This is a genomic window from Streptomyces sparsogenes, assembly GCF_001704635.1.
Lineage (GTDB): Bacteria > Actinomycetota > Actinomycetes > Streptomycetales > Streptomycetaceae > Streptomyces > Streptomyces sparsogenes.
In genome coordinates this window covers 1-24,833 of record NZ_MAXF01000092.1, presented here as the reverse complement: position 1 = coordinate 24,833, position 24,833 = coordinate 1, and the positions used below count along the sequence as shown (strand labels likewise).

Annotated in this window: 26 protein-coding genes; 14 read left to right on the top strand and 12 right to left on the bottom strand. The window is 71.9% G+C overall.

Features of this window, described 5'->3' with window-relative positions; all coding sequences use genetic code 11:
- Positions 1–95 precede the first annotated feature (95 nt).
- Positions 96–3,551: a tetratricopeptide repeat protein gene (locus BBH68_RS18365; RefSeq protein ID WP_245738109.1), complete on the top strand. Its 3,456-nt coding sequence runs from the start codon at positions 96–98 to the stop codon at positions 3,549–3,551.
- Between the two features lie 15 nt (positions 3,552–3,566).
- On the opposite strand, the gene BBH68_RS18360 is transcribed toward BBH68_RS18365, so the two are convergent.
- On the bottom strand, positions 3,567–3,824 hold the full coding sequence (locus tag BBH68_RS18360) for a hypothetical protein (RefSeq protein ID WP_404777064.1): 258 nt from the start codon (positions 3,822–3,824) through the stop codon (positions 3,567–3,569).
- 4 nt (positions 3,825–3,828) lie between these two features.
- Positions 3,829–4,701, bottom strand: coding sequence for a mycothiol conjugate amidase Mca (gene mca, locus BBH68_RS18355; protein WP_076970805.1), 873 nt, complete (start codon positions 4,699–4,701; stop codon positions 3,829–3,831).
- Positions 4,702–4,797: 96 nt separating this feature from the next.
- Here mca and BBH68_RS18350 point away from each other — a divergent pair, with 96 nt between their 5' ends.
- Together BBH68_RS18350 and greA are read left to right on the top strand one after the other, a co-directional pair.
- Positions 4,798–5,208 (top strand): DUF4307 domain-containing protein, encoded by a 411-nt coding sequence (locus BBH68_RS18350; RefSeq protein WP_065963797.1) that lies wholly within the window; start codon positions 4,798–4,800, stop codon positions 5,206–5,208.
- Positions 5,209–5,371: 163 nt separating this feature from the next.
- Entirely contained in the window at positions 5,372–5,869 is a 498-nt protein-coding gene (gene greA, locus BBH68_RS18345) for a transcription elongation factor GreA (RefSeq protein ID WP_065963794.1), read from the top strand.
- Between the two features lie 57 nt (positions 5,870–5,926).
- On the opposite strand, the gene BBH68_RS18340 is transcribed toward greA, so the two are convergent.
- The 3 genes from BBH68_RS18340 to ilvA form a co-directional block, all read right to left on the bottom strand.
- The gene (locus BBH68_RS18340) at positions 5,927–6,910 is read right to left on the bottom strand and encodes an ABC transporter permease (RefSeq protein ID WP_245738107.1); all 984 of its coding nucleotides are present in this window, start codon (positions 6,908–6,910) and stop codon (positions 5,927–5,929) included.
- Entirely contained in the window at positions 6,910–7,893 is a 984-nt protein-coding gene (locus BBH68_RS18335) for an ATP-binding cassette domain-containing protein (RefSeq protein WP_065963793.1), read from the bottom strand. The genes BBH68_RS18340 and BBH68_RS18335 overlap by 1 nt, the downstream gene beginning before the upstream one ends.
- Before the next feature lie 124 nt (positions 7,894–8,017).
- A complete protein-coding gene (ilvA, locus tag BBH68_RS18330) occupies positions 8,018–9,181 on the bottom strand; it encodes a threonine ammonia-lyase (protein ID WP_245738111.1) in 1,164 nt (387 codons plus the stop codon).
- Positions 9,182–9,444: 263 nt separating this feature from the next.
- Here ilvA and BBH68_RS18325 point away from each other — a divergent pair, with 263 nt between their 5' ends.
- From BBH68_RS18325 to BBH68_RS18315, 3 genes are all read left to right on the top strand, one after another.
- Positions 9,445–9,945, top strand: coding sequence for a MarR family winged helix-turn-helix transcriptional regulator (locus tag BBH68_RS18325; RefSeq protein ID WP_065963788.1), 501 nt, complete (start codon positions 9,445–9,447; stop codon positions 9,943–9,945).
- Positions 9,946–10,173: 228 nt separating this feature from the next.
- Positions 10,174–10,734, top strand: a complete 561-nt coding sequence (locus BBH68_RS18320; protein ID WP_079151061.1) for a sigma factor-like helix-turn-helix DNA-binding protein — start codon at positions 10,174–10,176, stop codon at positions 10,732–10,734.
- Positions 10,731–10,982 (top strand): hypothetical protein, encoded by a 252-nt coding sequence (locus BBH68_RS18315; protein WP_065963786.1) that lies wholly within the window; start codon positions 10,731–10,733, stop codon positions 10,980–10,982. The genes BBH68_RS18320 and BBH68_RS18315 overlap by 4 nt, the downstream gene beginning before the upstream one ends.
- A gap of 204 nt (positions 10,983–11,186) precedes the next feature.
- On the opposite strand, the gene BBH68_RS18310 is transcribed toward BBH68_RS18315, so the two are convergent.
- Positions 11,187–12,377 carry a cystathionine gamma-synthase gene (locus tag BBH68_RS18310; RefSeq protein ID WP_065963783.1) on the bottom strand — a complete coding sequence of 397 codons (1,191 nt, stop codon included), beginning with the start codon at positions 12,375–12,377 and terminating at the stop codon, positions 11,187–11,189.
- A 122-nt stretch (positions 12,378–12,499) separates the two neighbouring features.
- On the opposite strand from BBH68_RS18310, the gene BBH68_RS18305 reads away from it, so the two are divergent.
- The 6 genes from BBH68_RS18305 to BBH68_RS18280 all read left to right on the top strand — a co-directional run bounded on the left by BBH68_RS18305 (position 12,500) and on the right by BBH68_RS18280 (position 16,121).
- A complete protein-coding gene (locus BBH68_RS18305; protein WP_065963780.1) occupies positions 12,500–13,597 on the top strand; it encodes a hypothetical protein in 1,098 nt (365 codons plus the stop codon).
- Positions 13,598–13,735: 138 nt separating this feature from the next.
- Positions 13,736–14,392, top strand: a complete 657-nt coding sequence (gene msrA / locus BBH68_RS18300; RefSeq protein ID WP_065963775.1) for a peptide-methionine (S)-S-oxide reductase MsrA — start codon at positions 13,736–13,738, stop codon at positions 14,390–14,392.
- Positions 14,393–14,550: 158 nt separating this feature from the next.
- Positions 14,551–14,925: a type II toxin-antitoxin system RelE/ParE family toxin gene (locus BBH68_RS18295; protein ID WP_065963773.1), complete on the top strand. Its 375-nt coding sequence runs from the start codon at positions 14,551–14,553 to the stop codon at positions 14,923–14,925.
- Complete coding sequence (locus BBH68_RS18290; protein ID WP_065963770.1) at positions 14,922–15,233, top strand: helix-turn-helix domain-containing protein; 312 nt, start codon at positions 14,922–14,924, stop codon at positions 15,231–15,233. The genes BBH68_RS18295 and BBH68_RS18290 overlap by 4 nt, the downstream gene beginning before the upstream one ends.
- 24 nt (positions 15,234–15,257) lie before the next feature.
- Entirely contained in the window at positions 15,258–15,662 is a 405-nt protein-coding gene (locus BBH68_RS18285; protein WP_065963769.1) for a hypothetical protein, read from the top strand.
- A 78-nt stretch (positions 15,663–15,740) separates the two neighbouring features.
- Complete coding sequence (locus BBH68_RS18280) at positions 15,741–16,121, top strand: DUF6247 family protein (protein ID WP_065963766.1); 381 nt, start codon at positions 15,741–15,743, stop codon at positions 16,119–16,121.
- 20 nt (positions 16,122–16,141) lie between these two features.
- On the opposite strand, the gene BBH68_RS18275 is transcribed toward BBH68_RS18280, so the two are convergent.
- Positions 16,142–16,705 carry a flavoprotein gene (locus BBH68_RS18275; protein ID WP_065963763.1) on the bottom strand — a complete coding sequence of 188 codons (564 nt, stop codon included), beginning with the start codon at positions 16,703–16,705 and terminating at the stop codon, positions 16,142–16,144.
- Positions 16,706–16,838: 133 nt separating this feature from the next.
- Here BBH68_RS18275 and BBH68_RS18270 point away from each other — a divergent pair, with 133 nt between their 5' ends.
- Both BBH68_RS18270 and BBH68_RS18255 read left to right on the top strand, forming a co-directional pair.
- Positions 16,839–18,023, top strand: a complete 1,185-nt coding sequence (locus BBH68_RS18270) for a helix-turn-helix domain-containing protein (RefSeq protein ID WP_065963760.1) — start codon at positions 16,839–16,841, stop codon at positions 18,021–18,023.
- 958 nt (positions 18,024–18,981) lie between these two features.
- A complete protein-coding gene (locus BBH68_RS18255; protein ID WP_076970806.1) occupies positions 18,982–19,533 on the top strand; it encodes a GNAT family N-acetyltransferase in 552 nt (183 codons plus the stop codon).
- 63 nt (positions 19,534–19,596) lie between these two features.
- Here the strand turns inward: BBH68_RS18255 and BBH68_RS18250 are convergent, their stop codons facing one another.
- From BBH68_RS18250 to BBH68_RS18230, 5 genes are all read right to left on the bottom strand, one after another.
- Positions 19,597–20,133 carry a DUF2231 domain-containing protein gene (locus BBH68_RS18250; protein ID WP_065963755.1) on the bottom strand — a complete coding sequence of 179 codons (537 nt, stop codon included), beginning with the start codon at positions 20,131–20,133 and terminating at the stop codon, positions 19,597–19,599.
- A 131-nt stretch (positions 20,134–20,264) separates the two neighbouring features.
- The gene (locus tag BBH68_RS18245; RefSeq protein ID WP_065963753.1) at positions 20,265–20,900 is read right to left on the bottom strand and encodes a GTP-binding protein; all 636 of its coding nucleotides are present in this window, start codon (positions 20,898–20,900) and stop codon (positions 20,265–20,267) included.
- Complete coding sequence (locus BBH68_RS18240; protein ID WP_065963752.1) at positions 20,848–21,291, bottom strand: DUF742 domain-containing protein; 444 nt, start codon at positions 21,289–21,291, stop codon at positions 20,848–20,850. The genes BBH68_RS18245 and BBH68_RS18240 overlap by 53 nt, the downstream gene beginning before the upstream one ends.
- Before the next feature lie 49 nt (positions 21,292–21,340).
- Complete coding sequence (locus BBH68_RS18235; RefSeq protein WP_065963749.1) at positions 21,341–21,820, bottom strand: roadblock/LC7 domain-containing protein; 480 nt, start codon at positions 21,818–21,820, stop codon at positions 21,341–21,343.
- Positions 21,801–24,422, bottom strand: coding sequence for an ATP-binding protein (locus BBH68_RS18230; RefSeq protein WP_079151059.1), 2,622 nt, complete (start codon positions 24,420–24,422; stop codon positions 21,801–21,803). Before BBH68_RS18230 ends, BBH68_RS18235 begins: the two co-directional genes overlap by 20 nt.
- Between the last annotated feature and the right edge of the window lie 411 nt (positions 24,423–24,833).

Sequence of the window (24,833 nt, the reverse complement as noted above, 5' to 3'; positions counted from 1 at the left end):
GGGCGAGCGCGAGTTATCCACAGGCCTGCCGGAAATGAGCCAGAAACGGAACACTTGGCGTTGGCAGGCTTGGCGCCGGCAGGAGGGGGACGAGGATGCCGGGTTCACCGACCGCGTTGCGGGACGGCCATCGTGCGGAGATCGAGCGGCTGCTCGCGCGCGCCGTGGAGGAGGAGGTGCGCCGCTCCGGGGGGCGGACGCACGGCGGGATGCTGCTCGGCCGCGCGCGGGCCGCGCTGGATTCCATGGCGGCGACCGCCGGCGAGGAGTACGGGGCGTATCTGCGGGCGCTGGAGGAGTCGGAGGCGGACAGCCGGCCGCTGTCGTCCCGGCTGACGCGCCGGCGGTTGCGCGCGCCGATGCTGGCCACGGCGGTCGCGGCGGCCGCGGCCTTCGGCGCGGACCTCTCGTTCGGCACCTCGGTGGGGGCGGCGCTGGGCGCGGGCGTGACCGCGGCGGCGGCCGGCTCGGCGGCCACGGTCGCGGCGCTCACGGCCGGCCACTGGCCGGCCGCCCACCGCCGGGCCGCGCTGCGCAACCAGCCGGGCGGGGCGGAGCAGCTCAGGCTCCAGTGGCTCACGGCGGTGGAGGTGCGCGGCATCCGCCCCTTCATCGACCGGCATCGGATGACGACGGCCGCCACCCGCGGCGGCGGCGCCGACCGGCGCTCCGGCTCCGGCGCGGGGTCGGGCGCGGGCGCCGGCGCGGGGTCCGGCGCGGGGTCCGGCGCGGGCTCTTCGGGCCGCGGTGGCGGGGGCCGCGCGGGCTCCGGGGTCCGGGCCGGCCAGGCGCCCCGGCTGCGCGGCGCGGACCGCAGCCAGGCGGCCCGCAGACGCAGCGTGCTGGAGCAGTCCTTCGGCCATCTGCCCGAGGCGGACGGCCCGTTCGCCGGGCGCCGGGCGCAGCTCACCCAGATCGCGCAGTGGGTGCGTCAGGCGCGGGCGAGCACGGAGACCAGGCCGACGGTGGTGCTGCTGGAGGGCCCGCCCGGGGCGGGCCGGACGATGCTGGCGGTGCGGGCGGCCCACCATCTGCGCGACCAGTTCCGCGGCGCGTGCCTGGTGGATCTGCGCGGCGACAGCCCCGACCAGCCCCCGCTGGCCACCCGGGACGCGCTGCTGCACCTGCTCAACCGACTCGGCGCGCCCCGCGAGCAGCTGCTCTTCCGGGAGCGGTCGGCCCAGGGGCAGCATGTCGGGCGGCTCGCCGAGCTGTACCACCAGCATCTGACCGGCCTGCCCGTGGCGATCGTGCTGGACGACGCCAGCGACGCCGAGCAGGTGCGCACCCTGATCCCGGAGCGGTCCGACAGCCTGGTCCTGGTCACCTCGCGCGACCCGCTGGCGCTGCCGCCCGACCTGGCCGCGTGGGTCCACCGGCTGGAGGTCGGCCCGCTGGACCAGCCGGGCGCCGAGGAGCTGCTGCGCGCCTTCGCCGAGGAGCCGGCCGGCGCGGGGCCCTACGACGGGCAGTCCGTGGAGCGGATCGCCGAGCTGTGCGGGCGGCTGCCGCTGGCGCTGCGCGTCGCGGGTTCCTCGCTGGGCGCCCGCACCCCTGACGCCCTGGTCACCGCCCTGGGGGCGTACGGCCCTGTGGGTCCCGTGGAGCGGGCCCTGTGGCTGCGCTACACGGACCAGACCGAGGACGCCCGGCGGCTGCTGCGCCGGCTGGCGCTGGCCGGGCGGGCCAGTCTGGGCGCCGCCGCGGCGGCCGCGCTGCTGGAGACGGACGCCCGGGAGGCGGCCCGCCATCTGGACGCGCTGGCCCGCGCCGGGCTGATCCAGCACGTCCGCGGCAGCCGCTACCGCCTCCACGACCTGGTGCGCGGCTTCGCCCACGGCCGGCTGATGGACGAGGAGGAGCCGGTCCGGCGCACCGCCGCCCAGGAGCGGCTGATCCGCAGCTACGCGGAGCTCGCGGACTCGGTGATCCGGATGGTCGACGGCAAGACCTCCACCCGCGCCGACGTCTTCACCAGGGGCGCGGCGGGCGGCCATGGCTTCACCTCGCTGGACGCGGCGCTGCGCTGGCTGGACGACGAGTCGAGCTTCATCACGGCGGCCCTGCGCCACGCCGAGGGCGTCGATCAGTCGGCGGTGCTGCACCTGCTGGGCGCGCTGTGCGACTACTGCCTGCTGCGCGGTGACCTGTACCGGCTCGGGGAGATCAGCGAGCTGACCCAGGCCGTCGACCAAGGACTGCTGATGCGCTCGGTGCAGTGGCGCACCGGTATCGCGGCCCGCCAGCTGGGCGAGCTGGACCAGGCCCGCACCACCCTGTCCTCGGTGGTCGACCTGTACTTCGAGGCGCGCCACGAGGCGGGCGCGGCCCGTGCGCTGTGCAGCCTGGGCATCACCCTGCACCACCAGGGCAATCTCACCGAGGCCGCGGCCAAGCTGACCGAGGCCATGGAGTTGCAGGCGGCCGGCGAGCTGCGCGCGGACCGGGCGTGGACCATGCACGCGCTGGCCGCGGTGGAGCGCGACCGGGGCCGGCTCGCGAGCGCGCTGGAGCTGCTGGACACGGCGCTGGAGCTGCATCGGGAGAGCGAGAGCGTCCATGGCCAGGCGTGGGCGCACTTCCAGCTCGGCCAGGCGTGTCTGCGCATGGGCGAGGTGCCGCGCGCGGAGCGGGAGCTGCGCGAGGCGCTGGAGGCGTACGGCCGCACGCAGGACCAGCGCGGCGATGCCTGGGCGCTGACGCAGCTGGCGCGGGCCCGGCTGGTGGCCGGGGAGGCCTCGGCGGCCGTGGACGGGCTGCGCCAGGCCCTGTCCCGCCACCGGGAGAACGAGGACGCGCGCGGCGAGGCGTGGACGCTGTACCACCTGGGCCAGGCGCTCGAGGAGCGGGGCGACCACGACTCGGCGCTGCGCGACCTGGAGCGGGCCCGCACGATGTTCAGCCGGATGCGGGATGTGTACGGGCTGGCCTGTGCCCGTCACCACGCGGCGCGGGTCACCCGGGATCTGCGGGCGGCGCGGACCGGCTCGCTGCGCAACAGCGGGTTCGCGCGGCAGCTGCTTCAGGACGCGCGGCAGGACTTCCGCCGGGTGGGGGTGGCCCACGGCGAGGCCTGGTCCTGTGTGGAGCTCGCGGTGATCGACGCGGGAAACGGGCGGGCGTCGCAAGCGCTGGATCTGGTGGCGGAGGCGGCGGAGCTGTTCGCGGGGTACGGCGACCGGCGCGGCGAGAGCTGGGCCCGGTTCCTGCGCTGCACGCTGCTGCCGTTCGCCTCGGCGGGCGGCTCGGTCGTCGGCACCGCGGTGGCCCAGGAGGAGCTGGCGGAGCTGCTGGGCGAGCTGCGGGCGGCCGACTGGGCGGGGGACGCGCGGCTGGAGGGGTGCGCGGAGGCGTTCGCGCTGGTGCTGGAGCGCGGGGTGGAGCCGGAGACGGGATGGCAGGCATGGCAGCTCGGCATGGTGCCGAGCCGCCACGCCCGCGAGGTCATGGCCGTCCTGCCGACCGCGCCAGGCCCCCGGGACACCCCGGGAGGGCCGGATGCCCCGGGAGGGCTCAATGCCCCGGGCGACCGGGGTGATCAGCCGGGGTGATCTATGAAGCGGACCTCAGGCCGTGCGCTCGCCCTTGGGACCGCGCGCGGCCGTCGAGGACGCGGCGGCCGGGGTCTTCCCGTCCTCCGGCTCCTCCTCGAAGTCCACCTTCTTCATGTGCTTGTTCATCGACTTCATCAGCAGCCATACCGCACCGCCGATCAGCGCGAAGACGATGAAGCCGAGGACCCCCGGCGTCACCTTGTTCTGGTCGAGCTCCTTGGCGAGCGGCACGAGATGCGTCATGGCCAGGGTGCTGGTCGCACTCATCATGAGCTCAATTGTTGCGGATGCCCGCGAAGAGGTCGTCCTCGGGGAGGGAAGTGTCCACGAGCGACTTGGCGAGCTCGTACTCCTCCGTGGGCCAGACCTCCTTCTGGATGTCCATCGGCACCCGGAACCAGCCGCCGTCGGGGTCGATCTGGGTGCGGTGCGCGATCAGCGCCTTGTCGCGGATCTCGAAGAAGTCGGAGCAGGGGACGAAGGTGGTCAGGGTGCGCTCGGCCCGCTCGAACTCCTTCCAGCGCTCCAGCCACTCCCCGTACGGCGACTCCAGGCCGCGCGCGAGCAGCGCCTCGTGCAGGGCGACGGTGCGCGGCCGGTTGAAGCCCTGGTTGTAGTAGAGCTTCAGCGGCTGCCACGGCGCGCCCGCCTCGGGGTACTTCTCCGGGTCCCCCGCGGCGTCGAAGGCCACCATCGAGATCTTGTGGGTCATGATGTGGTCGGGGTGCGGATAGCCGCCGTTCTCGTCGTACGTGGTGATGACGTGCGGCTTGAACTCACGGATCAGCTTGACCAGGGTGCCCGCCGCCTCGTCCACGTCCTGCAGCGCGAAGCAGCCCTCGGGCAGCGGCGGCAGCGGGTCGCCCTCCGGCAGCCCGGAGTCCACATAGCCCAGCCACTCCTGCTTGACGCCGAGGATCTCGCGCGCCTCGTCCATCTCCTTGGCGCGCACCTCGTGGATGTGCTCCTCGATATAGGGGTCCCCCTGGAGCTTGGGGTTGAGGATGGACCCGCGCTCACCGCCTGTGCAGGTCGCGACCAGCACGTCCACCCCCTCGGACACGTACTTGGCCATGGTGGCCGCGCCCTTGCTCGACTCGTCGTCGGGGTGGGCGTGGACGGCCATCAAACGCAGCTGATCAGTCAAGTCTCGATCCTCGGTGATTCATCGTGGAAGACGGCTTCTATAGTGACCCAAACCGGGGGCGAATAATTCCGGGTCCCCCAACCAGGAGGAACGATCATGGCCACGGTGCGCGAGGGGCTGCCCGTCGGGCGTTACGGCCGGTCCGCGGACCAGCGCGCCGATCGCAAGCTGAAGATCCTGGGCGCGGTGCTCGGCGCCGGGTTCCTCGCCATGATCGCCTGGTTCGGTTACTCGTACATCGCCGGCCAGGACATCAGCGGCCGGGTGACCGGCTACAAGGTGGTCTCCGACGACGCCGTCGAGGTGCGCCTCGAGGTCACCAAGGACACCGGCACCACCGGGGTGTGCACCGTGCGCACCCTGGACGAGGATCACGGCGAGGTGGGTCGCAAGGACTTCACCTTCGGCAAGGGGCAGGACGATGTGGTCAAGGTCGTGACGGTGCGCACCACGGCCCGGGCGACCGCCGCCGAGCTGGTCGGCTGCGACCCGGCGTCGACCCACTGATCCCTGTCTGACCTGCACTGACGCGTTTCGTACGCGTTGCGCCCACATTCCTCCTCCCCGTTTCCGCCCGTAATTGTTAGGCTCGTGGTTTCGCCCGGCTTTGAAGGCGCACCCTTCTGAGTAGGGCGTTCATTTGTATTCCCAGCACCGACGAGGAGCACCTGTGACCCAGACCAGCGAGAACGTCACCTGGCTGACCCAGGAGGCGTACGACCAGCTCAAGGCCGAGCTGGAGTACCTGTCGGGTCCCGCACGTGTCGAGATCGCGAAGAAGATCGAGGCTGCCCGCGAGGAAGGTGACCTGCGGGAGAACGGCGGGTACCACGCCGCCAAGGAAGAGCAGGGCAAGCAAGAGCTCCGCGTGCGCCAGCTGACGCAGCTGCTGCAGCACGCGAAGGTGGGCGAGGCCCCCGCGGACACCGGGGTGGTCGCCCCGGGCATGGTCGTCACCATCGCCTTCGACGGCGACCCGGACGACACCCTGACCTTTCTGCTGGCCTCCCGCGAATACGCGAGCTCGGACATCGAGACGTACTCGCCGCAGTCCCCGCTGGGCCAGGGTGTGAACGGCAAGAAGGTCGGCCAGGACGCCACCTATGAGCTGCCGAACGGCCGCACCGCGTCGGTGAAGATCCTTGAGGCCAAGCCCTACCAGGCCTGAGCCCCCCACCAGCCGCTCGGCCGGCCCTTGAGCGCCCCGATCTCGGCGACCGCCTGCTCAGGCGGTCGCCGAGCGGTATTTCCGGACCGACAGCGTCCGGAAGACCAGGATGATCAGGGTCGACCAGAGGACCGAGGCGAGCACCGGATGCTGCATCGGCCAGGCGTCGGAGACCAGCCCCTCGGGGTTGCCGAACAGCTCGCGGCTCGCCTGCACGGTGGCGCTGAACGGGTTCCAGTCGGCGATGTGCCCCAGGAAGGCGGGCATCTTGCTGGAGGGCACGAAGGCGTTCGAGAGGAACGTCAGGGGGAACAGCCAGATCAGCCCGCCGGAGGTGGCCGCCTCGGGGGTGCGCACGGACAGCCCGATGAGCGCGCCGATCCACGAGAAGGCGTAGCCCAGCAGGAGCAGCAGCCCGAAGGCGGCCAGCGCTTTCGGCACCCCGTCGTGGATCCGCCAGCCCACGATCACCGCGACGATCGCCAGCACCACCAGCGTCAGCGCCGTCTGCACCAGATCCGCGAGGGTGCGGCCGGTGAGCACCGCGCCGCGCGCCATCGGCAGGGAGCGGAAGCGGTCGATCAGGCCCTTGTGCATGTCGTCGGCGATCCCGGCGCCCGCGCCCGCCGTCGCGAAGGTGACGGTCTGCGCGAAGATCCCCGCCATGAGGAACTCCCGGTACACATCGGCGTCGGCGCTGCTCTGCCCCGGCACCATGATCGCCCCGCCGAACACATAGCTGAACAGCACCACGAACATGATCGGCTGGACGAGGCCGAACACCACCACCTCGGGGATCCGCGCCATGCGGATGAGGTTGCGCTGCGCCACGACCAGGGAGTCGCGGACCGACTGGAGGAGCCCGCCGCGCGCCCGGGGAGCCACGGCGACGCGGCCGGCCCGGCCGTCCGCCGTCCCGGAGCCCGCCCCGGGCCTGGTCTCGGGGCCCGACCCGGCGGTCGCCTCGGGGCCCGCTCCCGCAGTCGTCTCAGGGGTCATGTCGGGCGTCGCCCCGGGTGTGCTCTCGTTCACCGCGGCCATCACTTGACCTCCTCCTCGGCACCGTCGCTCTCGGCCCCGTCGCCCTCGGCGCCATGGCCGGTGAGCGAGATGAACACGTCGTCGAGGGTCGGGCGGCGCAGCCCGATGTCGTCGATCTCCACCCCGCGCGCGTCCAGCTCCCGGATCACCTCCGCGAGCAGCTTGGCCCCGCCGACGACCGGGACGGTCACCTCGCGGGTGTGCCGCCGCACGGAGATCTCGCCCTTGCCGAAGCCGCGCAGCACCTCCTCCGCGACCGGGATATCGGCGCGCTCATGGACCACGACCTCCACCCGCTCCCCGCCCGTGCGCGCCTTGAGCTGGTCGGAGGTGCCGCGCGCGATGACCCGGCCGTGGTCGATCACACAGATGTCATGCGCCAGATGGTCGGCCTCCTCCAGATACTGGGTGGTCAGCAGCAGCGTCGTGCCGCCCGCCACCAGCTCCTGGATGACCTCCCACAGCGCCTGCCGGTTGCGCGGGTCCAGCCCCGTCGTCGGCTCGTCCATGAACATCACCGGCGGGCTGACGACCAGGGCCGCCGCCAGGTCCAGGCGGCGGCGCATGCCGCCCGAGTACGTCTTGGCGACGCGGTCGGCCGCGTCGGTCAGACGGAACCGCTCCAGCAGCTCGCTCGCGCGCGCCTTCGCCTCCCGCCCGCCCATCTGGTACAGCCGGCCCACCATGCGCAGGTTCTCACGGCCGGTCAGATACTCGTCGACCGCGGCGAACTGCCCGGACAGCCCGATCGAGCGGCGCACCTCATTGGGATGGCGCAGCACATCCACGCCCGCCACCAGCGCCTTTCCGCGGTCCGGCCGCAGCAGGGTGGTCAGCACGCGCACCGCGGTGGTCTTCCCCGCCCCATTGGGCCCGAGCAGCCCGAGCACGGTCCCCTCCGGTACGTCGAGATCGACCCCGTCCAGAGCTCTGACGTCTCCGAAGGTCTTCACCAGACCCTCGGCATAGATCGCACCTGGCATATGCGTCCCCCATCGGGCGTGCTGGGCGTGCTCATAGAAGGATTTAACTTTCGCCCGAATTACCCCGCCTGTCCACGCCTGTGGAAAACAGCGGGGACAGCGGTGGGGACAGCGGCGCGGGCCCCTACGGCATCACCGTGTAGCCCGCCTCGCGCAGCGCCTCCCGCACCTCGTCGCAGTGGAGCGGCCCCTTCGTCTCCAGGTGCAGCTCCACCTCGGCCTCGGTGAGCCCGAGCCGGGGATCGGTGCGTACATGGCCCACGTCCAGCACGTTGGCATCCACCGCCGACAGTGCCGCCAAAAGGGTGGCGAGCGCCCCCGGCCGGTCAGTGAGCCGCAGCCGCAGCGACAGATAGCGCCCCGCCGCCGCCATGCCGTGCCGCAGGATGCGCTGCATCAGCAGCGGGTCCACATTGCCGCCCGAGAGCACCGCCACCACCGGCCCCTCGAAGGCCTCCGGCTCGGCGAGCAGCGCGGCCACCGGGCAGGCCCCGGCCGGCTCGACCACCAGCTTCGCCCGCTCCAGGCACAGCAGCAGGGCGGCGGCCAGCGCGTCCTCGGAGACCGTACGGACCTCGTCCACGAGCTCATCGACGATCCGGAACGGGACGTCGCCCGGCCGCCCCACCTTGATCCCGTCGGCCATCGTCGTGGGTGACTCGATCGCCACCGGGTGCCCCGCCGCCAGCGAGGGCGGATACGCCGCGGCGCCCGCCGCCTGCACCCCCACCACCCGCACGTCCGGCCGCAGCGCCTTCACCGCCACCGCCACCCCCGCCGCGAGCCCGCCCCCGCCGACGCCCACCACGACCGTGCGCACCTCGGGGCACTGCTCCAGGATCTCCAGGCCCACCGTGCCCTGCCCCGCGATGATGTCCGGGTGGTCGAAGGGGTGAATGAAGACCGCGCCCGTCTGCCGCGCGTACTCCTGCGCCGCGCGCATCGTCTCGTCCACGATCTGGCCGTGCAGCCGCACATCGGCGCCGTAGTCCCGGGTGGCCGCGATCTTCGGCAGCGGAGCGCCCTGCGGCATGAAGACGGTCGAGCGCACGCCCAGCAGCGAGGCGGCCAGCGCGACGCCCTGCGCGTGGTTCCCGGCGCTGGCCGCCACCACGCCCGCGGCCCGCTCCGCGGGGCTGAGCCCGGCGATCCGCACATAGGCCCCGCGCAGCTTGAAGGAGCCCGTACGCTGCAGGTTCTCGCACTTGAAATGCACCGGTGAGCCGAGCAGAGCGGTCAGGTGGCGGCTGCCCTCGAGCGCGGTGACCCGGGAGACCCCCGACAGCATCTTCTGCGCCGCGCGCACATCGTCGAGCGTGGGTCCCGGGGCGTCGGACGGGGACGCCGGGAGACCCGGATAAGCGGAGGAATTGGTACCGGGAACGGGGGTCTCGCGTGCGGCCATGGTCCCAAGTCTCGCAGCTCGCCCCACGCGCCCCAGCGCTGGCCGGATCGAGGCGGCAGGTTTCTGCAGCCCCCGTACGGGCGGGCCCCCGGCCGCGTACTCTGTGCCCCATCCCACAGACCACCGCATGAAGTGAGCCTTAGTCCATGCCCACCCAATCGGACATGACGACCCACCTCGACACCGGCGTACTCGACCTCCTGCAGCACCAGGTCGCGGTCTTCGCCCGGCGCGCCGAACAGACCCGGCTCGGCGGCGTCGGACAGGCCCGGAACTCCATGGACCGCGCCGCGTACCTGCTGCTCAACCGGCTCGACCAGGAAGGACCGATGGGCGTCAAGGCGCTCGCCGCCGGTATGGGCATCGACTCGTCCACCGTGACCCGACAGGTCGCCCCGCTCGTCGACTCCGGCATGGTCAAGCGCACCTCCCACCCCGAGGACGGCCGCGCGGTCGTCCTCCAGCTCTCCCCGCGCGGCAAGGCCCGCCTGGAGGAGGTGCGCTCCTCGCGGCGCGCCCTGATGGCGCAGGTGACCGACGGCTGGACCGCGGAGGAGCAGGACATCTTCTGCGACCTGCTCACCCGCTTCAACGCCGCGCTGGCCGCCGTGCACGCCCCCGTGCCCCAGGCGGCCTCGGCCTCCTAGGCCCTCGTAGGTCCTCACCGGACCTCGCCGGATCTCGCCGGATCTCTCCGATCACCACCGAGTGTTTCCGGACCGCTTTCAGGCAGTTTTCTGACCGCTTCCTGACGACTTGCCGACCGCGGCGGCACGCCTCTTGACCGGGCGACCATGGCTGCCGTGTCCTGAAAGGGATGCCGTGTCCGGAAGGGGACGCCGTGTTCCTGCCGGGGACGGGAGGCGGAGGACGGGGTGGGCGAGAGGCGGGCAGCACGGGAGAGCCGCCGGGACCGGGAGTTCGCGGCGTTCGCCGCGGGGGCGAGCGGTCGGCTGCTGCATGCGGCGACACTGCTCACGGGGGAGCCACCCGGAGGACCACCGGGGGAGACCAGCGCCGCCGAGCGCCTGCTGACCACCGCGCTCGCCCGCACCTACGCCCGCTGGGACCGGCTGCGCGGGGAGGACCCGTACGACCGCACCCGCCGGGAACTCGCCGCCCTCTTCGCCCACCGCGCCTGGCGCCACCGCCGGCCGCGCGGCGGCCTCCTGGCCCGGCTCACCCCGCAGGAGCGGCTGGTGCTGGTGCTCCGGCTGCACGAGGGCGTACCGGAGGAGCAGGCCGCGGCCGCCCTCGGGCTGCCGGTCGATCGGGTCCGCGCCATCTGCGCGCGCTCGGTGACGCTGATGCGCGAACACCCGCCGGGGCCGCCCGGGCCACCCGCGGCGGCACCGGCGCGGGCTTCGGCGGCGTCGAAGGCTTCGACGGCATCGGGCGCTTCGACAGCATCGGGGGCATCGGGGGCATCGGCATGAGCTTCCCCGACCGCAAGGAGGACGAGGTCCGCCGCATGCTGCTCGGCCCGTACCCGGCCGTGCCGCCCGATCTGGCCGGCCGGGCGGCCGAGCGGGGACGGCGGCTGCTGCGCCGCCACCGCGCCGTACGGGCCGCCGGCTGGCTCCTGCTGCTCGCCGCGGCGGTCGCCTTCACGGTGTGGGCGGCGATCGTCCACCCCTGGACGACGCCGCCGACCGACACCACCCCTCCTTTCGAGGGCTGGTGAGCCCAACGTGCGGCGAGCCCGCGACTCACGGGCAGGGGCCTAGGGGGTGTCTCCCCGATCTCTGTGGATCAGCCCGCGGCGTCTGGTGCGTGCGATCGCAAGGCGGAGGGTCGCCCTCGTAGTGGGCCTACTCGGGCGGGCCCGACAACGCAGCGAGCGTGCGTGCCAGGCGTCGCGGGCCCGCAGAGATCGGGGAGACACCCCCTAGGCCAGCGCCTGGCTCAGGTCCGCGAGGAGGTCGTCCACCGCCTCGATGCCCACGGAGAGACGGACCAGATCGGCGGGCACCTCCAGGGCCGACCCGGCCGTCGAGGCGTGCGTCATCCGGCCCGGGTGCTCGATCAGCGACTCGACACCGCCCAGCGACTCCCCGAGCGTGAACAGCCGCGCCCGGTCGCAGACGTCGACCGCCGCCTGCTCGCCGCCCGCGACCCGGAACGACACCATGCCGCCGAAGGCCCGCATCTGCTTGGCCGCGACCTCGTGGCCCGCGTGCCCCGGCAGCCCCGGGTAGTAGACCTCGGTCACCTTGGGGTGGGCCACCAGCAGCTCGGCGACGCGCGTGGCGTTCGCGCTGTGCCGGTCCATCCGCACGGCCAGGGTCTTGATGCCGCGCAGCACCAGCCAGGAGTCGAAGGGCCCGGCCACGGCGCCCATCGCGTTCTGGTGGAAGGCCAGTTCGTCGCCGAGGTCCGGGTCCGAGACCACGAGCGCGCCGCCGACGACGTCCGAGTGACCGCCCATGTACTTGGTCGTCGAGTGCACGACCACGTCCGCGCCGAGCGCGAGCGGCTGCTGCAGATAGGGGCTCGCGAAGGTGTTGTCGACGACGAGGCGGGCCCCGGCGGACCGGGCGACGTCGGCGACGGCGGCGATGTCGGTGATGCCGAGCAGCGGGTTGCTCGGCGTCTCGACCCAGATCACCTTCGTACGGGGCCGCAGCTCGGCCCGCACGGCCGCCGGGTCGGAGGTGTCGGCGACCGACCACTCCACCCCCCAGCGCTCGGCGACCTTGGAGAACAGCCGGAACGTTCCGCCATAGGCGTCGTCCGGGATGACGACGTGGTCGCCGGGCACCAGGAGCGTGCGCAGCAGGCAGTCCTCGGCGGCCAGCCCGGACGCGAAGGCCAGGCCGCGGCGCCCGCCCTCCAGCGCCGCCAGGTTCTCCTCGAGGGCGGTGCGGGTGGGGTTGGCGGAGCGGCTGTACTCATATCCGCCGCGGAGGCCGCCCACCCCGTCCTGCTTGTAGGTGGAGACCTGGTAGATCGGGGGGACGACGGCCCCCGTGAGCGGGTCCGCCTCCTGCCCCGCGTGGATGGCGAGCGTCTCGAAGCTCCGCGCGCCGCGATCGTCGCCGTGCCGCGGGGCGGGCTGCTGGTTCTGCTGGTCGGTCATGGGCCCGAGGGTAGTGCCCACGGCGGTACTACCGGGTTCAACGAGCCCGCGGGCACCTAGGCTGGTGCCCGGACGTTCCGACTACGGATACCGGGCGCAGCAGGGGCAGCAGGGGACAACACATGGAGTATCTGATCTTCCTCATCGCCATCGTCATGATCGGCGGTCTCCTCGTCGTGCCCGCCGTGCGCCGGATGCGCGGCGGCGGCGAGGCCATGCGCGGCGCGACGCGCGCCGCGGACCCGGGGGCGTACGGCTTCGTCCCGCGGGAGCGGCTGGACGTACGGCTGCCCGGCCCCGACCGCGAGCTGATCGACGCCTTGGAGGAGGTCCAGCGCACCCAGGACTGGCAGCCCGCCGCCCGGCTGCTGGCCCTCACCGACGCGGGCTCCGAGCTGCGCTGGCAGCGGGTGCAGACCCTGGCGGGCGCCGCCGCCTTCGAACTGGCCCAGGCGCCGGGCCAGGGCGGCATGTGGCTGCGCACCTGGCGGGTCGCCGCGCCCAAGGACCCGGGCGCGGCCGCCGTGCACGCGGAGTTCCTGGTCCGCCAGGCGCTGCGCGACCCCTCCTCGGACGACTTCCGGATGATCCTGGAGGAGGCCCGTACGGTCTGCGGCGAGGCGGCACTGCTGGCCCCCGGCGACCCGGTGCCGTACATCATCGAGCTAGGCGTCGCCCGCGGCCTCGCCTACCGGCAGGCCGACTTCGAGGAGCTGTGGTCGAAGGTCACCGAGCGCTCCCCGCACCACATGGGCGCCCACCTCGCCGCCCTCCACTACTGGTGCGAGAAGTGGCACGGCTCCCAGGAGCTCGCCGACGCCTTCGCCCACGCCGCGGCGGCCTCCGCCCCGGCCAAGAGCCTCCTGCCCGCCCTCCCCCTCTTCGCGGTCTTCGAGCACCTCCCGGAGGCCAACCTCGTACGCACCCTCTACCAGAGCGCGGTCGTCACCCGCGCCATCGAGGGCGCCCTCTTCGCGGTCCGCGAGGCCCCCGCCGACCACCCCGTCCAGCCGCACGTCCGCCATCTGCTGGTCTGGTTCCTGGTCCGCGCCGAGCGCTACGCGGAGGCGATGGAGCAGCTCCGCCACGTGGACGGCCACGTGGGCGCGGTGCCGTGGTCGTACGGCGTGGACCCGGCGGCGGAGTACACGGTCTACCGGGCGCTGGCGGTCGCCGGCTGGGAGGGCCACGGCGGCACCCCGGCCACCCTGCCGCGCTGACCCGGCGCCGGCCCCGCGCCGGCAGCGGAATGGCCCAGGGCCCCCACCTGTTGTAGGGGGTGCGCACACGACACCGCCGCGTCCCCACCCGCCTACCCGCCACTGCCCGCCTGCCCGCCGTACAGCCAGGAGCCATCAATGCTGTTCAGCCGCCAGCTCCACCTCCCCTCCGCCGAGGAAGCGCTCAAGGGCCGCACCGAACCCGGCTTCCCGGTCCCCGACCGCCACACCGTCCTCGGCAACCCCCTGACCGGCCCCTACCCCGAGGGCCTCCTCGTCGCCGACTTCGGCCTCGGCTGCTTCTGGGGCGCCGAGCGCAAGTTCTGGCAGGCCCCCGGCGTCTGGACCACCCTCGTCGGCTACCAGGGCGGCCACACCCAGAACCCCACCTACGAAGAGGTCTGCAGCGGCCTCACCGCCCACACCGAAGCGGTCCGCGTCGTCTACGACCCCTCCCTCACCTCGTACGCCGCCCTCCTGAAGCTCTTCTGGGAGTCCCACGACCCCACCCAGGGCTTCCGCCAGGGCAACGACGTCGGCACCCAGTACCGCTCGGCCATCTACACCCACTCCCCCGACCAGCAGTCCGAGGCCGAGGCCTCGCGCGCCGCCTACCAGTCCGTCCTCACCACGTCCGGCTACGGCGACATCACCACCGAAATCCTCCCCGCCGGCCCCTTCTATCCGGCAGAGGCATACCACCAGCAGTACTTGGACAAAAACCCCGCCGGCTACTGCGGCATCGGCGGCACGGGCGTCTCCTGCCCGATCGGCGTGGCTCCGGCCGACGGCTGAGACTCACGCCCCACCAAAGTCGCGTCCCTGACGGCTGACGCTGCCGCGTCCAGGGCCAGGTGCCATGGAGAGTTCTCGAACCACCGACATGTCATCCGATCGGATGATCGCTGCCCGAAGTCGCTGCGATTCCCTGTGCCCTGCCTACGCTGCCAACAGTGGACCGACCGTACGACATCGAGATCGAACCTGAGGTAAGAGAGTGGCTGGAAACTCTGCCGCGCGAGCACTACCGCGCGGTCGAGCGCCACGCCGATCGCCTCGCGCAAGAGCCGACGACGCTCGGCGAACCGTACTCCCGCCACTTGAGCGGGCCGGTCCGCGAGCTCCGCTTCCACCTGGGCGACGGTGCTGTACGCCTCACCTACTGGCTCGCGCCGGAACGCCGTATCGTGTTTCTGACCGTCTTCCGCAAGAACCGGATGCGCGAAGAGCGGCAGGTCCAACGGGCTCTCTGGGCTCAGAAGGAATGCGAAGAGTCGCACGCCGCCGCGCAGACCGCCTACCACCGGACGTTCGAGGAGTCACCGTGAGCAGGGGTTACCACACCTCATGGACGATCCCTGAGGAACATCGAGCCGATCCGGCGTACATCGAGGCGGGCGCCGCCATCGCCCTGGGGCAGGCCGTGTACGACCGTCGCACGGCCTTGGGCATCGACCAGGCATCGCTCGCCGAACGGACAGGGCTCTCCACGGAGGACATCGACCGCCTTGAGGGTGGCGGCACCGTGCCCACGCTCCCGCTCCTGCGTACCTTGGCCAAGGCACTGGACGCCGCGCTGGACGTGTCGATCGACACGGAGGAAACCCGCGTCTCGTTCGTGCCGCACGCAGCTTGACGCGAGGAACCGTGGCTGTACGCCATGGACCTGTCCCCCTTGTACTCCGGGAACGACTACACGGCCTTCGGCTGCCTCTTCGGCGTCCGCAACCACGCCGGCTGGGCGCCGGTGGCCGCCGGTCGCGGACTGCCGGATGACGCCTCGGCCCAGGTCCGCCGCGACTACGAACAGTGGGCTCCCCTCGGCGCGCTTCACAGTGCCACCTGGGTCACCTGGCAGGAGCTCGAGGCCCTGGTCGGCAGCTCCCCTGCGACGGCCCGCCCCGGAACCTGGACTTCCGGATCAGCGAAGTTGGGCTTCCACCGGGTCACCCGCGGGCAGGCTCTCGGTCCCGGCAGTGGCTGGGAGCACGTCTTCGCCGTGATGAAGGCCCTGGCAGGACGCTTCGGCCCACAAGGGGTCCGGTTGGTCGCCTACTTCGACTGATCTCCGCCGCAACGGGAGACACGCGGCACGACCGATACGCTGCTCCCGGGGGTCAGAACCTCCCCCATGGGAGCAGCAATGACCACCTCCAGCGCCGGGCAGCCACTCATCCCTCAGCCGCCTGCCACCGTCACGGCTCTCCGGCAGGCCCTCGCGCAGATCGCGCCCGCCGCCCTGCCCGCCTTCACACGGGAACTGGATCAGGCCGCCGATCAGTCCCGCCAAGCTTCCGACCTTTCTCCCCTCCAGCGGTTCATCGCCCAGTGGGCCGTCTACGTCCACATTCAGCGGCAGCCGCATCTCGCGAAAGAAGTCCGTCATTGGGAGGACACCGCCGAGACCGGCGATGCCACCCAGGCCCGACGCGCTGCGGCCGCGATCGGCAAGACCCTGGACGACGCGCACGCCGCGATCGGTCTCCCGCCGCAACAGCCTCATCGCTACCGGGCGTCAAGCTGAGTAACCCATCTGAGGGCGACTCATCTCCCACGAGCATCACGTCGGCTGAGGGCCGACGCGGCCGCTTCCAGGGCCAAGTGCCACGGATAGTTCTCCGGTCGCCCCTGGCCCGGCTGGTTGGGTACGAATCCGCCGTCGCCGTACAGGACGCGTACGCCCATCGCGCGGAGCGTGGCAATGCTCGTGTCGAACTGCGTGTGCTGGACGTACGCGGCGTTGACGCAGGGCATGGTCACGGTGGGGATTCCTTTGCCGATGGCCTCGGCCACGAACCCGACGACGAACTTGTCGGTGATCCCCAGTGCCCATTGGTTGATCGTGTTGAAGGTGGCGGGTGCGACGACGGCGACGTCTGCGGGGGGCCAGACGTCCGGCTCTCGGGGCAGCTTGTACTGGCTGCGGACCGGGTGCCCGGTCAGTTCCTCCAGAGCCGGCAGATCATCACCAAGCCAGCATGCGGCGGTGGGGGTCAATCCGAGGCAGACGTCCCAGTCGGCAGTCTGTGCTTGCTCGATGACGCCGGCGATGTTCAGCACGGGCGGGGCGGCGCTTCCCAACAAGTACAAGACGCGGTTCGCGGTCATGGCGGCAGTTCACCGCGTGGCGCCCCTCACCCGCAAACGCCCCTCGTTCGGGGCAGGGATCGCCGTTCACCGTTGTCTGCCTCGGCCGGACGGGTAGCGTCTCCGCTGAGTGACTCACGAAAGGGAGGCATGTATGCCGCTCCCCGGCGACGAACACACGGGCACTCGGATCGCACATCACCGGAAGCGGGCTGGGCTGACTCAGCGCGGGCTGGCGCAGAGGGTCCCGTATTCGTACAGCCTGCTCACCCAGGTCGAGTCCGGGCACAAGCCGGCCAGCCCTGATCTGGTGGCCGCTGTCGCGAAGGCTCTGAGCATCGACGTCACGGCGCTGACCGGCCAGCCCTACGTGACCGAGCTCCAGCAGGACCGGTTGGCCGCGCTGGTCCGGCCGATCCGTGAAGCCCTCGATCTCTACGACCTGGGGGCCGACCCCGCGATTGCCCCTCGGCCCACCCCCCAGCTGGTCGCCGCTGCGGAGGGGCTGTGCCAGCTGGTCCGGGCCACAAAGCTCCATGATGCTGCTGTTGACCTCCCCGACACGATCGCGGAGATCACCACCGCCGCGTACCGGGCGCCGTCGTCCGAGTTGTGGGCCGCGCTGGCGAGCACCTACCGCACCGCGCATGACCTGGCTGTGAAGCTGGGCTACTACGACTTGTCGACGGTGGCTCTGGACCGCATGGACTGGGCCGCGTCCCGGGCTTCCGACCCCTTGTTGTCGGCAGTGCGCCAGTACATGCGTGCGCTCGTCTACTTCCGAGAGGGCGAGTACACCATCGGACAGCGGCTGGTCGCTTCCGGGCATGGGCTACTGGAGCATTCCCCTCAGACCCGGGAGAGTCAGGCCGTCGCCGGGCAGCTTCACCTCGGGGCAAGCGTCATCGCCGCCCGTGCCGATGATGAAGCCGCGGTGACAGCACACCTGGCAGAGGCCACGTCCTACGCGGATCGGGTGGGTGAGGCCACGGACGTGCACTGGCTGTCCTTCGGCCCCACGAATGTCAGGCTTCACGCGGTGTCCGCTCATGTCGAGATGCGACACTACGGTGAAGCCCTGCAAGAGGCCGCGGAGGTGCGGATACCGAAGGACTGGCCCGCATCCCGCGCCGCTCACTTCTACGTGGATCAAGCACGAGCCCAGGTCGAGACGGGCCGTCGCGAAGCGGCCTTGAAGTCCATCGTCACCGCGCGCAAACTGGCTCCGCAGCAGACGCGGTATCACTCAGGCGCACGCGAGACCATCAGGAGCCTGATCCACATGTCCCGGCGTACCCCGGACACCCTCGATCACCTGGCCGCCTGGGTGGGCCTCTAGCCCTTTCACCGCAGTCGCCCCCGGCTTTCACCGGAGTGTGAAAGTTGGGGGCTCTGCATGTCACCAGCATGAATACTCAGCCGGTTCTCACCCGCCACAGGAGCCCGGCGGCGCGGGCCTTGCGCCCCGGGGCGTGGCCAACCTGAGGAAGCAGGTCGACATGCGGGACTGTATCGCCAGAACCTTCGAATTACTGCTGCGGCTGCTATTCCCCGCTCCGGGCCGCCACCGCGCGCCCCATGCTCGCGCTGCGGAACACAGCCAGGGCGCGCCGACACCGAGCTTTCCCGTCGTGGCGTACGGGCAGCGGGAACAGCAGCGGCGGCAGCGTTATCGGCGCGCGCTGGTGGTCTGTGCGCACCATGACGTGGCGGTGACCAGGTGAGCAGCCACCGGTACGAGGATGTGCCGCGCAGGTTCAAGTTGTCGGGTGATGTGCGGTTACTCAATGACCAGTTCGTCATCCCGGTTCAGGTCTTCCGGAACGGCGTTTACGTCTCGACGGAACTCGCCTTGCTGTCCGTGGATGACGCCTCTGTGGTGAACGCGCAACTCACCCGGCTCTTGGATCAGAGGGCCTGCCTGGGGCCACGGAGGCGGAAGGACGACCAGAGCCCTTGGAGCGTGTCCTGATGGCGGCGACGCAGGGAGGACAGCAGAGCGGGGGCCAGGGCCAGCAGGACCAGGACGCGAAGCGCGATGAGCTGAAAGCGGCCGTGCGCAGGCTGAACAAGTGGTCGTCGGGCGGTGGCAGGGGTTAAGCCTGCTGTTGCCCTGGAGGCGGGGCGGGGGCTGCTGTCTGTGGGAGGACCCTGCGACCCCCGCTCTCTGACTCCCTTTGCGGAAGAGCCGACGACGCTCGGCGAACCGTACTCCCGCCACTTGAGCGGGCCGGTCCGCAAGCACCCGGAGTGCCTGGTGAGGATGGTGGAGACCCCAGGTGCTCCAGAATGCTCGGATGGTCACGCTTGAGACTCCCCGTCTGATCCTGCGTCGTTGGTGCGAGGCCGACGTTGCGCCTATGGCTGCCGTCAACGCCGACCCCGAGGTCATGCGGTGGATCGGTGACGGCAGCGTCCGTGACGAACAGCAGACTCGCGGCGGGGTCCAGGCATCGGAGAGCGAGTGGGAGTCACAGGGCTTCGGCCTGTTCGCCGTGGAGATCCGGTCCACTGGCGAGCTGGCCGGGTTCACCGGTCTTTCGGTGCCCCACTTCTTGCCGGAAGTGCTACCGGCGGTTGAGATCGGCTGGCGGCTGGGACGTTCCCACTGGGGGCAGGGCTTGGCCACCGAGGCCGCTGCGGCCGCTGTGCGGTTCGGGTTCGAGGAGCGAGGGCTGGAGCGGATCGTCAGCATCACTCAGGTGGGCAACGACGCCTCCGAACGGATCATGACCAAACTGGGGATGCGGGCGGTCCGTGAGACCGTCGACCCCACCTGTGGTCGACGAGTGCGAGTGTTCGAGTTGTCGTCGGAGCAGTACGCCAACGCTCCAGGCCGACACACCTAGCAGCGCAGGATCGGCGGCACGGGCGGCTCCGGCCCGATCGGTGTCGCGCCGGCGCCGGAAGGGTCAGCCTTTGTCGCCGTGTTTCTCATCGCCGGTCTTGGAGAAGCCGTCGTGCCAGGCGGCCTTCGCTCCGGAGTCGCCGATCCGGTACACGTCCACGACGGCGCCCGTGGCCACCCCGACGGAGAGCACCGCTGCCACGACCCGGAGGGCCGGCGCGGAGCGGGGCGTGGCTGTCCCCGCGCGCTCCCTGGGGGCCGCCTCCGGCGACGCCGACCGGCGGGTCGTCCACCAGATCGCCGCCGCCAGCACGAACAGGCCCGCGGCCCAGGGAAGCAGCCCGTCACCGAGTTCGGCGTGCCTGCGCACCAGGGCGTCGCTGTCGACGTGCTCCTCCAGCCACTCACCGGCCTGCGTGGCCACGGGCACGCTCGCCAGCGCCACGAGGGCCAGCAAGGGAAGCACGATCCCCATCCGCCGCGCGGTACTCGGCCATATCGCGGCTACCACGACCGCCAGGGCACTCAGGGGAACGAGCACGATGACGAAGTGCACGACCAGGACGTGTGCGGGCAGGCCGTTGACCACGGTGAGGCTCATCAGGTTTTCCTCCAGGAGTGACCATGAGAAGTCGACGCGCGCACGGCCCCCCCATGGGCCGGCCTTGAGGCGCGCCAAACTGTCACACGAACTTCTGAGGTTCCTCTGAACACCCCGATGTCGCGCGGGTGTCAGCCGGCGGCCGCCGCCGCGGTCTCCGCGCGGGACAGGGCGACGTCCAGGACGACCAGCAGCGCGTCCCGGACCGAGCCCCGCTCACGGGCGTCGAAGACGATCAGCGGTACGTGGTCGGAGACGTCCAGCGCCCAGCGCACCTGGTCCAGGTCGTGCTGGACCTCGCCGTCGAAGGCGTTGACGGCGACGGCGAAGGGGATGTCCTTGTGCTCGAAGTAGTCGACGGCCGCGTAGCAGTCGTCGAGGCGGCGGGTGTCCACGATCACCAGGCCGCCGAGGGCGCCCTCGACCACGTCGTCCCACATGAAGCCGAAGCGGTCCTGGCCCGGCGTGCCGAACAGGTAGAGCTTCAGCGTCGGGTCGATGGTGATGCAGCCGAAGTCCATGGCGACCGTGGTGGTGGTCTTGCCGGGGGTGTGGGTGAGGTCGTCCACGCCCGCCGCGACCTCCGTGATCGCGGCCTCGGTGGTCAGCGGCCGGATCTCGGAGATCGAGCCCACGGCCGTGGTCTTGCCGACCCCGAAGCCACCGGCGATGACCAGCTTGACCGGCAGCGGCGGCTGCGCGGCGGACGGCTGTTCAGCTGCTGTCGCGGAGTGAGCCCCGGGAGTCGGGGACGGCACGGAGACCATCGATAACCCTTCGCAGTACGGAGATGTCCTGGGTCGCCCTGGCGTTCGGCAGGTGGACCGCCAGGTGGCCGGCGGCGCACAGGTCCCCCGCCAGCACCCGGACCACGTTGAGGTGCAGTCGCAGCCGGGCGGCGAGCTCGGCCACCGACTGCGGGCGCCGGCAGGCGGCGACGAGGTCGCGGTGTTCGAAGGTGAGCCTGTCCAGGGCGGCCAGCCCGGTCGAGGTGGCCACGATCTGGGACTCGACCGGGAGCGACGGCGCGGCGCCGCTCCCCGACACCCGGCCGGCGGTCAGCAGGAACGGCCGGATCGCGGGGGCGCGGCCGGCGGGCTCCGGCGGTGCCCAGGCACCGTCCGCCGCGTCGTGCGGTACTGGTTCACCGGCGGCCATGACGATCCCCTCCTGAATGCCTGTGCCTTGGTCCCGTTGGTGGGACGGGTCAGCCGCCCGTGGCGGCGCCGGCGTTCTTCTTCAGCTCCAGCACCAGCTGGGGAGTGAGCGCGGCCCCGGCCCGGTTGGCGAACAGGGCCATCTCGTAGGCGATGTTGCCCAGCTTGGCCTCCTTCGAGGCCACCACGCCGAGGACGGCGCCGCTGCCGATGGCCGACACCAGCACATGGCCGCCCTCCAGGTCGATGATGACCTTGTTGAGGCCGCCGAGTCCGTAGTTGCCGGAGGCGCCCGCGGCGAGGCTGGTGATGCCGGACACGATCGCGGCGAGCCGCTCCGAGTCGGCCTGCTCACGGAGTTTGGAGACGGCGATCAGCAGGCCGTCGGTGGAGACCGCGATGGCGTCCACGACCCCCGCGGTCTCGGTGGCGAACCGGTCCAGCAGCCAGGTGAAGTCGGCCGCGGCGGCGCGCAGATCGGTGGGTTCCGCCCGCTCCTCGGAACTGCCGTTATCTGTCGGCGTGGTCACTGCCGGGCTCCTTCCGGGATCTTGGGTGCTGGGAGGGTGCTGGTTCCGTGGGGGTGGTGGTGCTGTCCCGCTCGGCCCTGCGTACGGCGGCCTCGAACTCGTCGAGTTCGGTACGGACCGCCTCGGCGTCTACGGGCCGGCGCACGGCCGGGACGACCCGGTCGGCCGGCGGGGTGGTCATGGCGAGGGTCGCTCCCCGTACCCGCCGGCGCAGCGGCCGGGGGGACGGTGCGGTGGTGGCCCACTCGTCGGCCCCGGTAGTGCGCTCTGCCGTCCCGGTGGTGCGTTCGCCCTTGCGGGCCGGGACGCGCCGGGGCAGCCCGCCGGGTTGGGACGGGGAGGCGGTGCTGCTCTCGGACGCGGTGGTGGGCGTCCGTACGGGGAGGGGGGTGGGCGCGGCGGGTTCCCCCGCGGCCTCGGTCGGGGCGTCGGTGGGGGCCTCGGTCGCGGTCTCGGTCGGGGCGCCGGGCCTGGCCGGGAGTTCCCGGACGGTTCCGGCCGCGCCGCCGTCCGTCCCCGGGGCCGGGGCCGCCTTCAGGGCGGGAACGGTCAGGGCGGGAACGGTCAGGGCCGGGGCGGTCAGGGCCGGGGTCCGGGGCAGGCCCACGGCGCTCACGGTCAGCAGCAGGCCGGCCGGGATCCACACCGTGCCGGTGACCCCGCCGCCGGGCGTGCGGCTCAGAGCGACCCGTACGCCCCAGCGCCGGGCCAGGGTGCCGACCACGAAGAGGCCGAGCACCTTGGTGGGGACGAGGTCGAGCCGCTCGCGGCGGATCAGCCGGGCGTTCTCCTCCTCGAGGCGCTCCGCGCTCATCCCGAGGCCGTGGTCGATGACCTCGATCAGCGCGCCGCCGTCCGAGGTGACATCGGTGCCGGGCCGGACGACCACCTCGACGGGGGTGTGGGACGGGGAGAAGGAGACCGCGTTCTCCAGCAGTTCGGCCAGCATCAGCGTCAGGTCGCCGATGATGTCCGGCGCGACGGTGATGTCCGTCTCGGACCGCAGGGACACCCGCTGGTATCCCTCGATCCGGCCGAGGCCGGCCCGGATGACATTGGCCAGGGTGGTGGGCCGGGCCTCGACGTCGGTCTCCCGGATGCCGGCGAGCAGCATCAGGCTGTCGGCGTTGCGCTGGAGGCGTACGGCGATGTGGTCGATGCGGTAGAGCCGCTCCAGGACCTCGGGGTCGGTCTCCTCGCGCTCGACGGCGTCGATCAGCATGAGCTGGCGGGAGGTCAGGTTGGAGACGCGGCGGCCGACGTTGCCGAACATCTCGGCGACGTTGCGGCGGCTCACCACCTGGCGCTCCAGCAGCGCCGCGGCGGTGACCTGCACCTGGTTGAAGGCCTCGGCGAGGTCGCCGATCTCGTCGCGGACCGGGACGGGGATCGGGTGCGGGCGCAGCGGGGTGCTCTCCGCCGACTCGTCGTACTCGACCCGGGCCAGCTCCTCGCCCGCCACGTCGACCACCTCCCGCGCGGCGCCGGTCAGGGCGGCCAGCGGGCGGACGACCGACCGGCGGACCAGGACGGAGAAGGTCAGCCAGAGGGCGAAGCCCAGCAGGGCGAACGCGAGCATGGCCAGCGCCTTGTGGAGGGCGCTCTTGGAGAGGTCGTCGGCCTGGTCGGCAATCTGGCCGATCAGCGACTGGGTGATGTCGAGGCGGGCCTCGGCCTGCCGGCTTCCGGCGTCCATCGCCTTGCGCAACTGCTGCGGCGTGCCGTCCTGGAGGGAGCTCGGGTCGATCTGCAGCTCCGCGAACTGGGCGGTGATGCCGTTCTCCTCGGCGTCACGCTCGATGCCGCTCAGGGCCAGGACCTGGGCCGGGGTGGCGAGCCTGCCGAACCGTTCGGCCTGGTACTCGTAGGTCGCGTGGGCGGCGACCGCGCGGGTGTACTCGGTGAGGGCATTGGCGTCCCGGGTCTGGGCGGAGAACACGCCGCTCTCGAAGGCCGCGTGGGCGGCGTCGGCCCGCAGCACCGCGTCGAGCAGGTGGATGACCGAGGACGAGGAGGTGCCGGAGGCGTTGTCGAGGCCGATGCCGTCGATCAGGTACTGGATCGCGGCGGCGTACGCCGGGCCGATGCCGGCGGCCGAGACCGAGCCCCGTTCGACCTTGTCGCGCAGCACGGAGAGGCCGCGTACGTACGCCAGGGCGCGCGCCTCGTCCTTCGGCACGCCCTGCTCCTCGAAGGCCGAACGCACGGCGGTGGCCTGCTCGTCGGTCTCGCGCTGCGCCTTGCGGTAGGCGTTGGTGGAGGGGAGGGCGGTGCCGGGGCGGAGCGCGTCGTACCGCACGGACAGCAGCAGCGCCTGGCGGTTCTCGGCCTGGAGGTCGTTGATCAGCTCGGCGACCTGTTCGCTGTCGCGGACCACGTCGGCGGTCCGGCCGGCCTCCCGGGCCTGGTCGATCTGGCCGACGACGCCGATGGTCAGCAGCACCCCGACGACCGCGACGGGCACGATCACCAGGACGTTGATCTTCCGGCGGAACGGCCATCGGTCGAGGAGGGCCGCGGCCTTCCGGCGGGGCCGCGGCGTCAGCGGCGCACGCTCGGACCCGTCGGGTTCCGCTTCGGGCGACGGGTCCACCGTGTCCACAGACACCCCGGGCCTCCTTTCATGTGCTTCTGAGCGGTGACCGAGGGGTTGTTGGTGCCGACCGCCGACGACCGGGGGAGCGTGGCGCCGACACGGCCCACGCCCGCCTGTGACGGCTCACGTCCGCGCGCACGATGGCTCACGCCCATGTGCGAGCGATCAAATCGCGCCACAGTCCGACCGGCGGTGAACACTACCGTTTGCGCGGAAGCTTGCAAGGCATGGGTGATTAAGACCGGGAAACCTGCACTTTCTGCGGCATTTGCCCATCGCGAACGGCCTTGGACGGCCCGTCACCGGATGCCCCGCCGACCGACCGGGTGGGCGACCCGTACCCTGTCATCCCCCCACCCCGAAGCCGCAGGGGGTGTCTCCCCGATCTCTGTGGATCAGCCCGCGGCGCGCGTGCGA

Excerpts from the sequence above, each read along its gene's own strand:
- BBH68_RS18275 (WP_065963763.1), bottom strand. The coding sequence starts at position 16,705 with ATGACCGCGAACCGCGTCTTGTACTTGTTGGGAAGCGCCGCCCCGCCC.
- BBH68_RS18270 (WP_065963760.1), top strand. The coding sequence starts at position 16,839 with ATGCCGCTCCCCGGCGACGAACACACGGGCACTCGGATCGCACATCAC.
- BBH68_RS18310 (WP_065963783.1), bottom strand. The coding sequence starts at position 12,377 with ATGACCGACCAGCAGAACCAGCAGCCCGCCCCGCGGCACGGCGACGAT.
- BBH68_RS18285 (WP_065963769.1), top strand. The coding sequence starts at position 15,258 with ATGGACCTGTCCCCCTTGTACTCCGGGAACGACTACACGGCCTTCGGC.
- BBH68_RS18255 (WP_076970806.1), top strand. The coding sequence starts at position 18,982 with ATGGTCACGCTTGAGACTCCCCGTCTGATCCTGCGTCGTTGGTGCGAG.
- BBH68_RS18240 (WP_065963752.1), bottom strand. The coding sequence starts at position 21,291 with ATGGCCGCCGGTGAACCAGTACCGCACGACGCGGCGGACGGTGCCTGG.
- BBH68_RS18360 (WP_404777064.1), bottom strand. The coding sequence starts at position 3,824 with ATGATGAGTGCGACCAGCACCCTGGCCATGACGCATCTCGTGCCGCTC.
- BBH68_RS18250 (WP_065963755.1), bottom strand. The coding sequence starts at position 20,133 with ATGAGCCTCACCGTGGTCAACGGCCTGCCCGCACACGTCCTGGTCGTG.
- BBH68_RS18365 (WP_245738109.1), top strand. The coding sequence starts at position 96 with ATGCCGGGTTCACCGACCGCGTTGCGGGACGGCCATCGTGCGGAGATC.
- BBH68_RS18305 (WP_065963780.1), top strand. The coding sequence starts at position 12,500 with ATGGAGTATCTGATCTTCCTCATCGCCATCGTCATGATCGGCGGTCTC.
- BBH68_RS18340 (WP_245738107.1), bottom strand. The coding sequence starts at position 6,910 with ATGGCCGCGGTGAACGAGAGCACACCCGGGGCGACGCCCGACATGACC.
- BBH68_RS18325 (WP_065963788.1), top strand. The coding sequence starts at position 9,445 with ATGCCCACCCAATCGGACATGACGACCCACCTCGACACCGGCGTACTC.
- BBH68_RS18335 (WP_065963793.1), bottom strand. The coding sequence starts at position 7,893 with ATGCCAGGTGCGATCTATGCCGAGGGTCTGGTGAAGACCTTCGGAGAC.
- ilvA (WP_245738111.1), bottom strand. The coding sequence starts at position 9,181 with ATGCTGTCGGGGGTCTCCCGGGTCACCGCGCTCGAGGGCAGCCGCCAC.
- BBH68_RS18315 (WP_065963786.1), top strand. The coding sequence starts at position 10,731 with ATGAGCTTCCCCGACCGCAAGGAGGACGAGGTCCGCCGCATGCTGCTC.
- BBH68_RS18245 (WP_065963753.1), bottom strand. The coding sequence starts at position 20,900 with ATGGTCTCCGTGCCGTCCCCGACTCCCGGGGCTCACTCCGCGACAGCA.
- BBH68_RS18350 (WP_065963797.1), top strand. The coding sequence starts at position 4,798 with ATGGCCACGGTGCGCGAGGGGCTGCCCGTCGGGCGTTACGGCCGGTCC.
- BBH68_RS18280 (WP_065963766.1), top strand. The coding sequence starts at position 15,741 with ATGACCACCTCCAGCGCCGGGCAGCCACTCATCCCTCAGCCGCCTGCC.
- msrA (WP_065963775.1), top strand. The coding sequence starts at position 13,736 with ATGCTGTTCAGCCGCCAGCTCCACCTCCCCTCCGCCGAGGAAGCGCTC.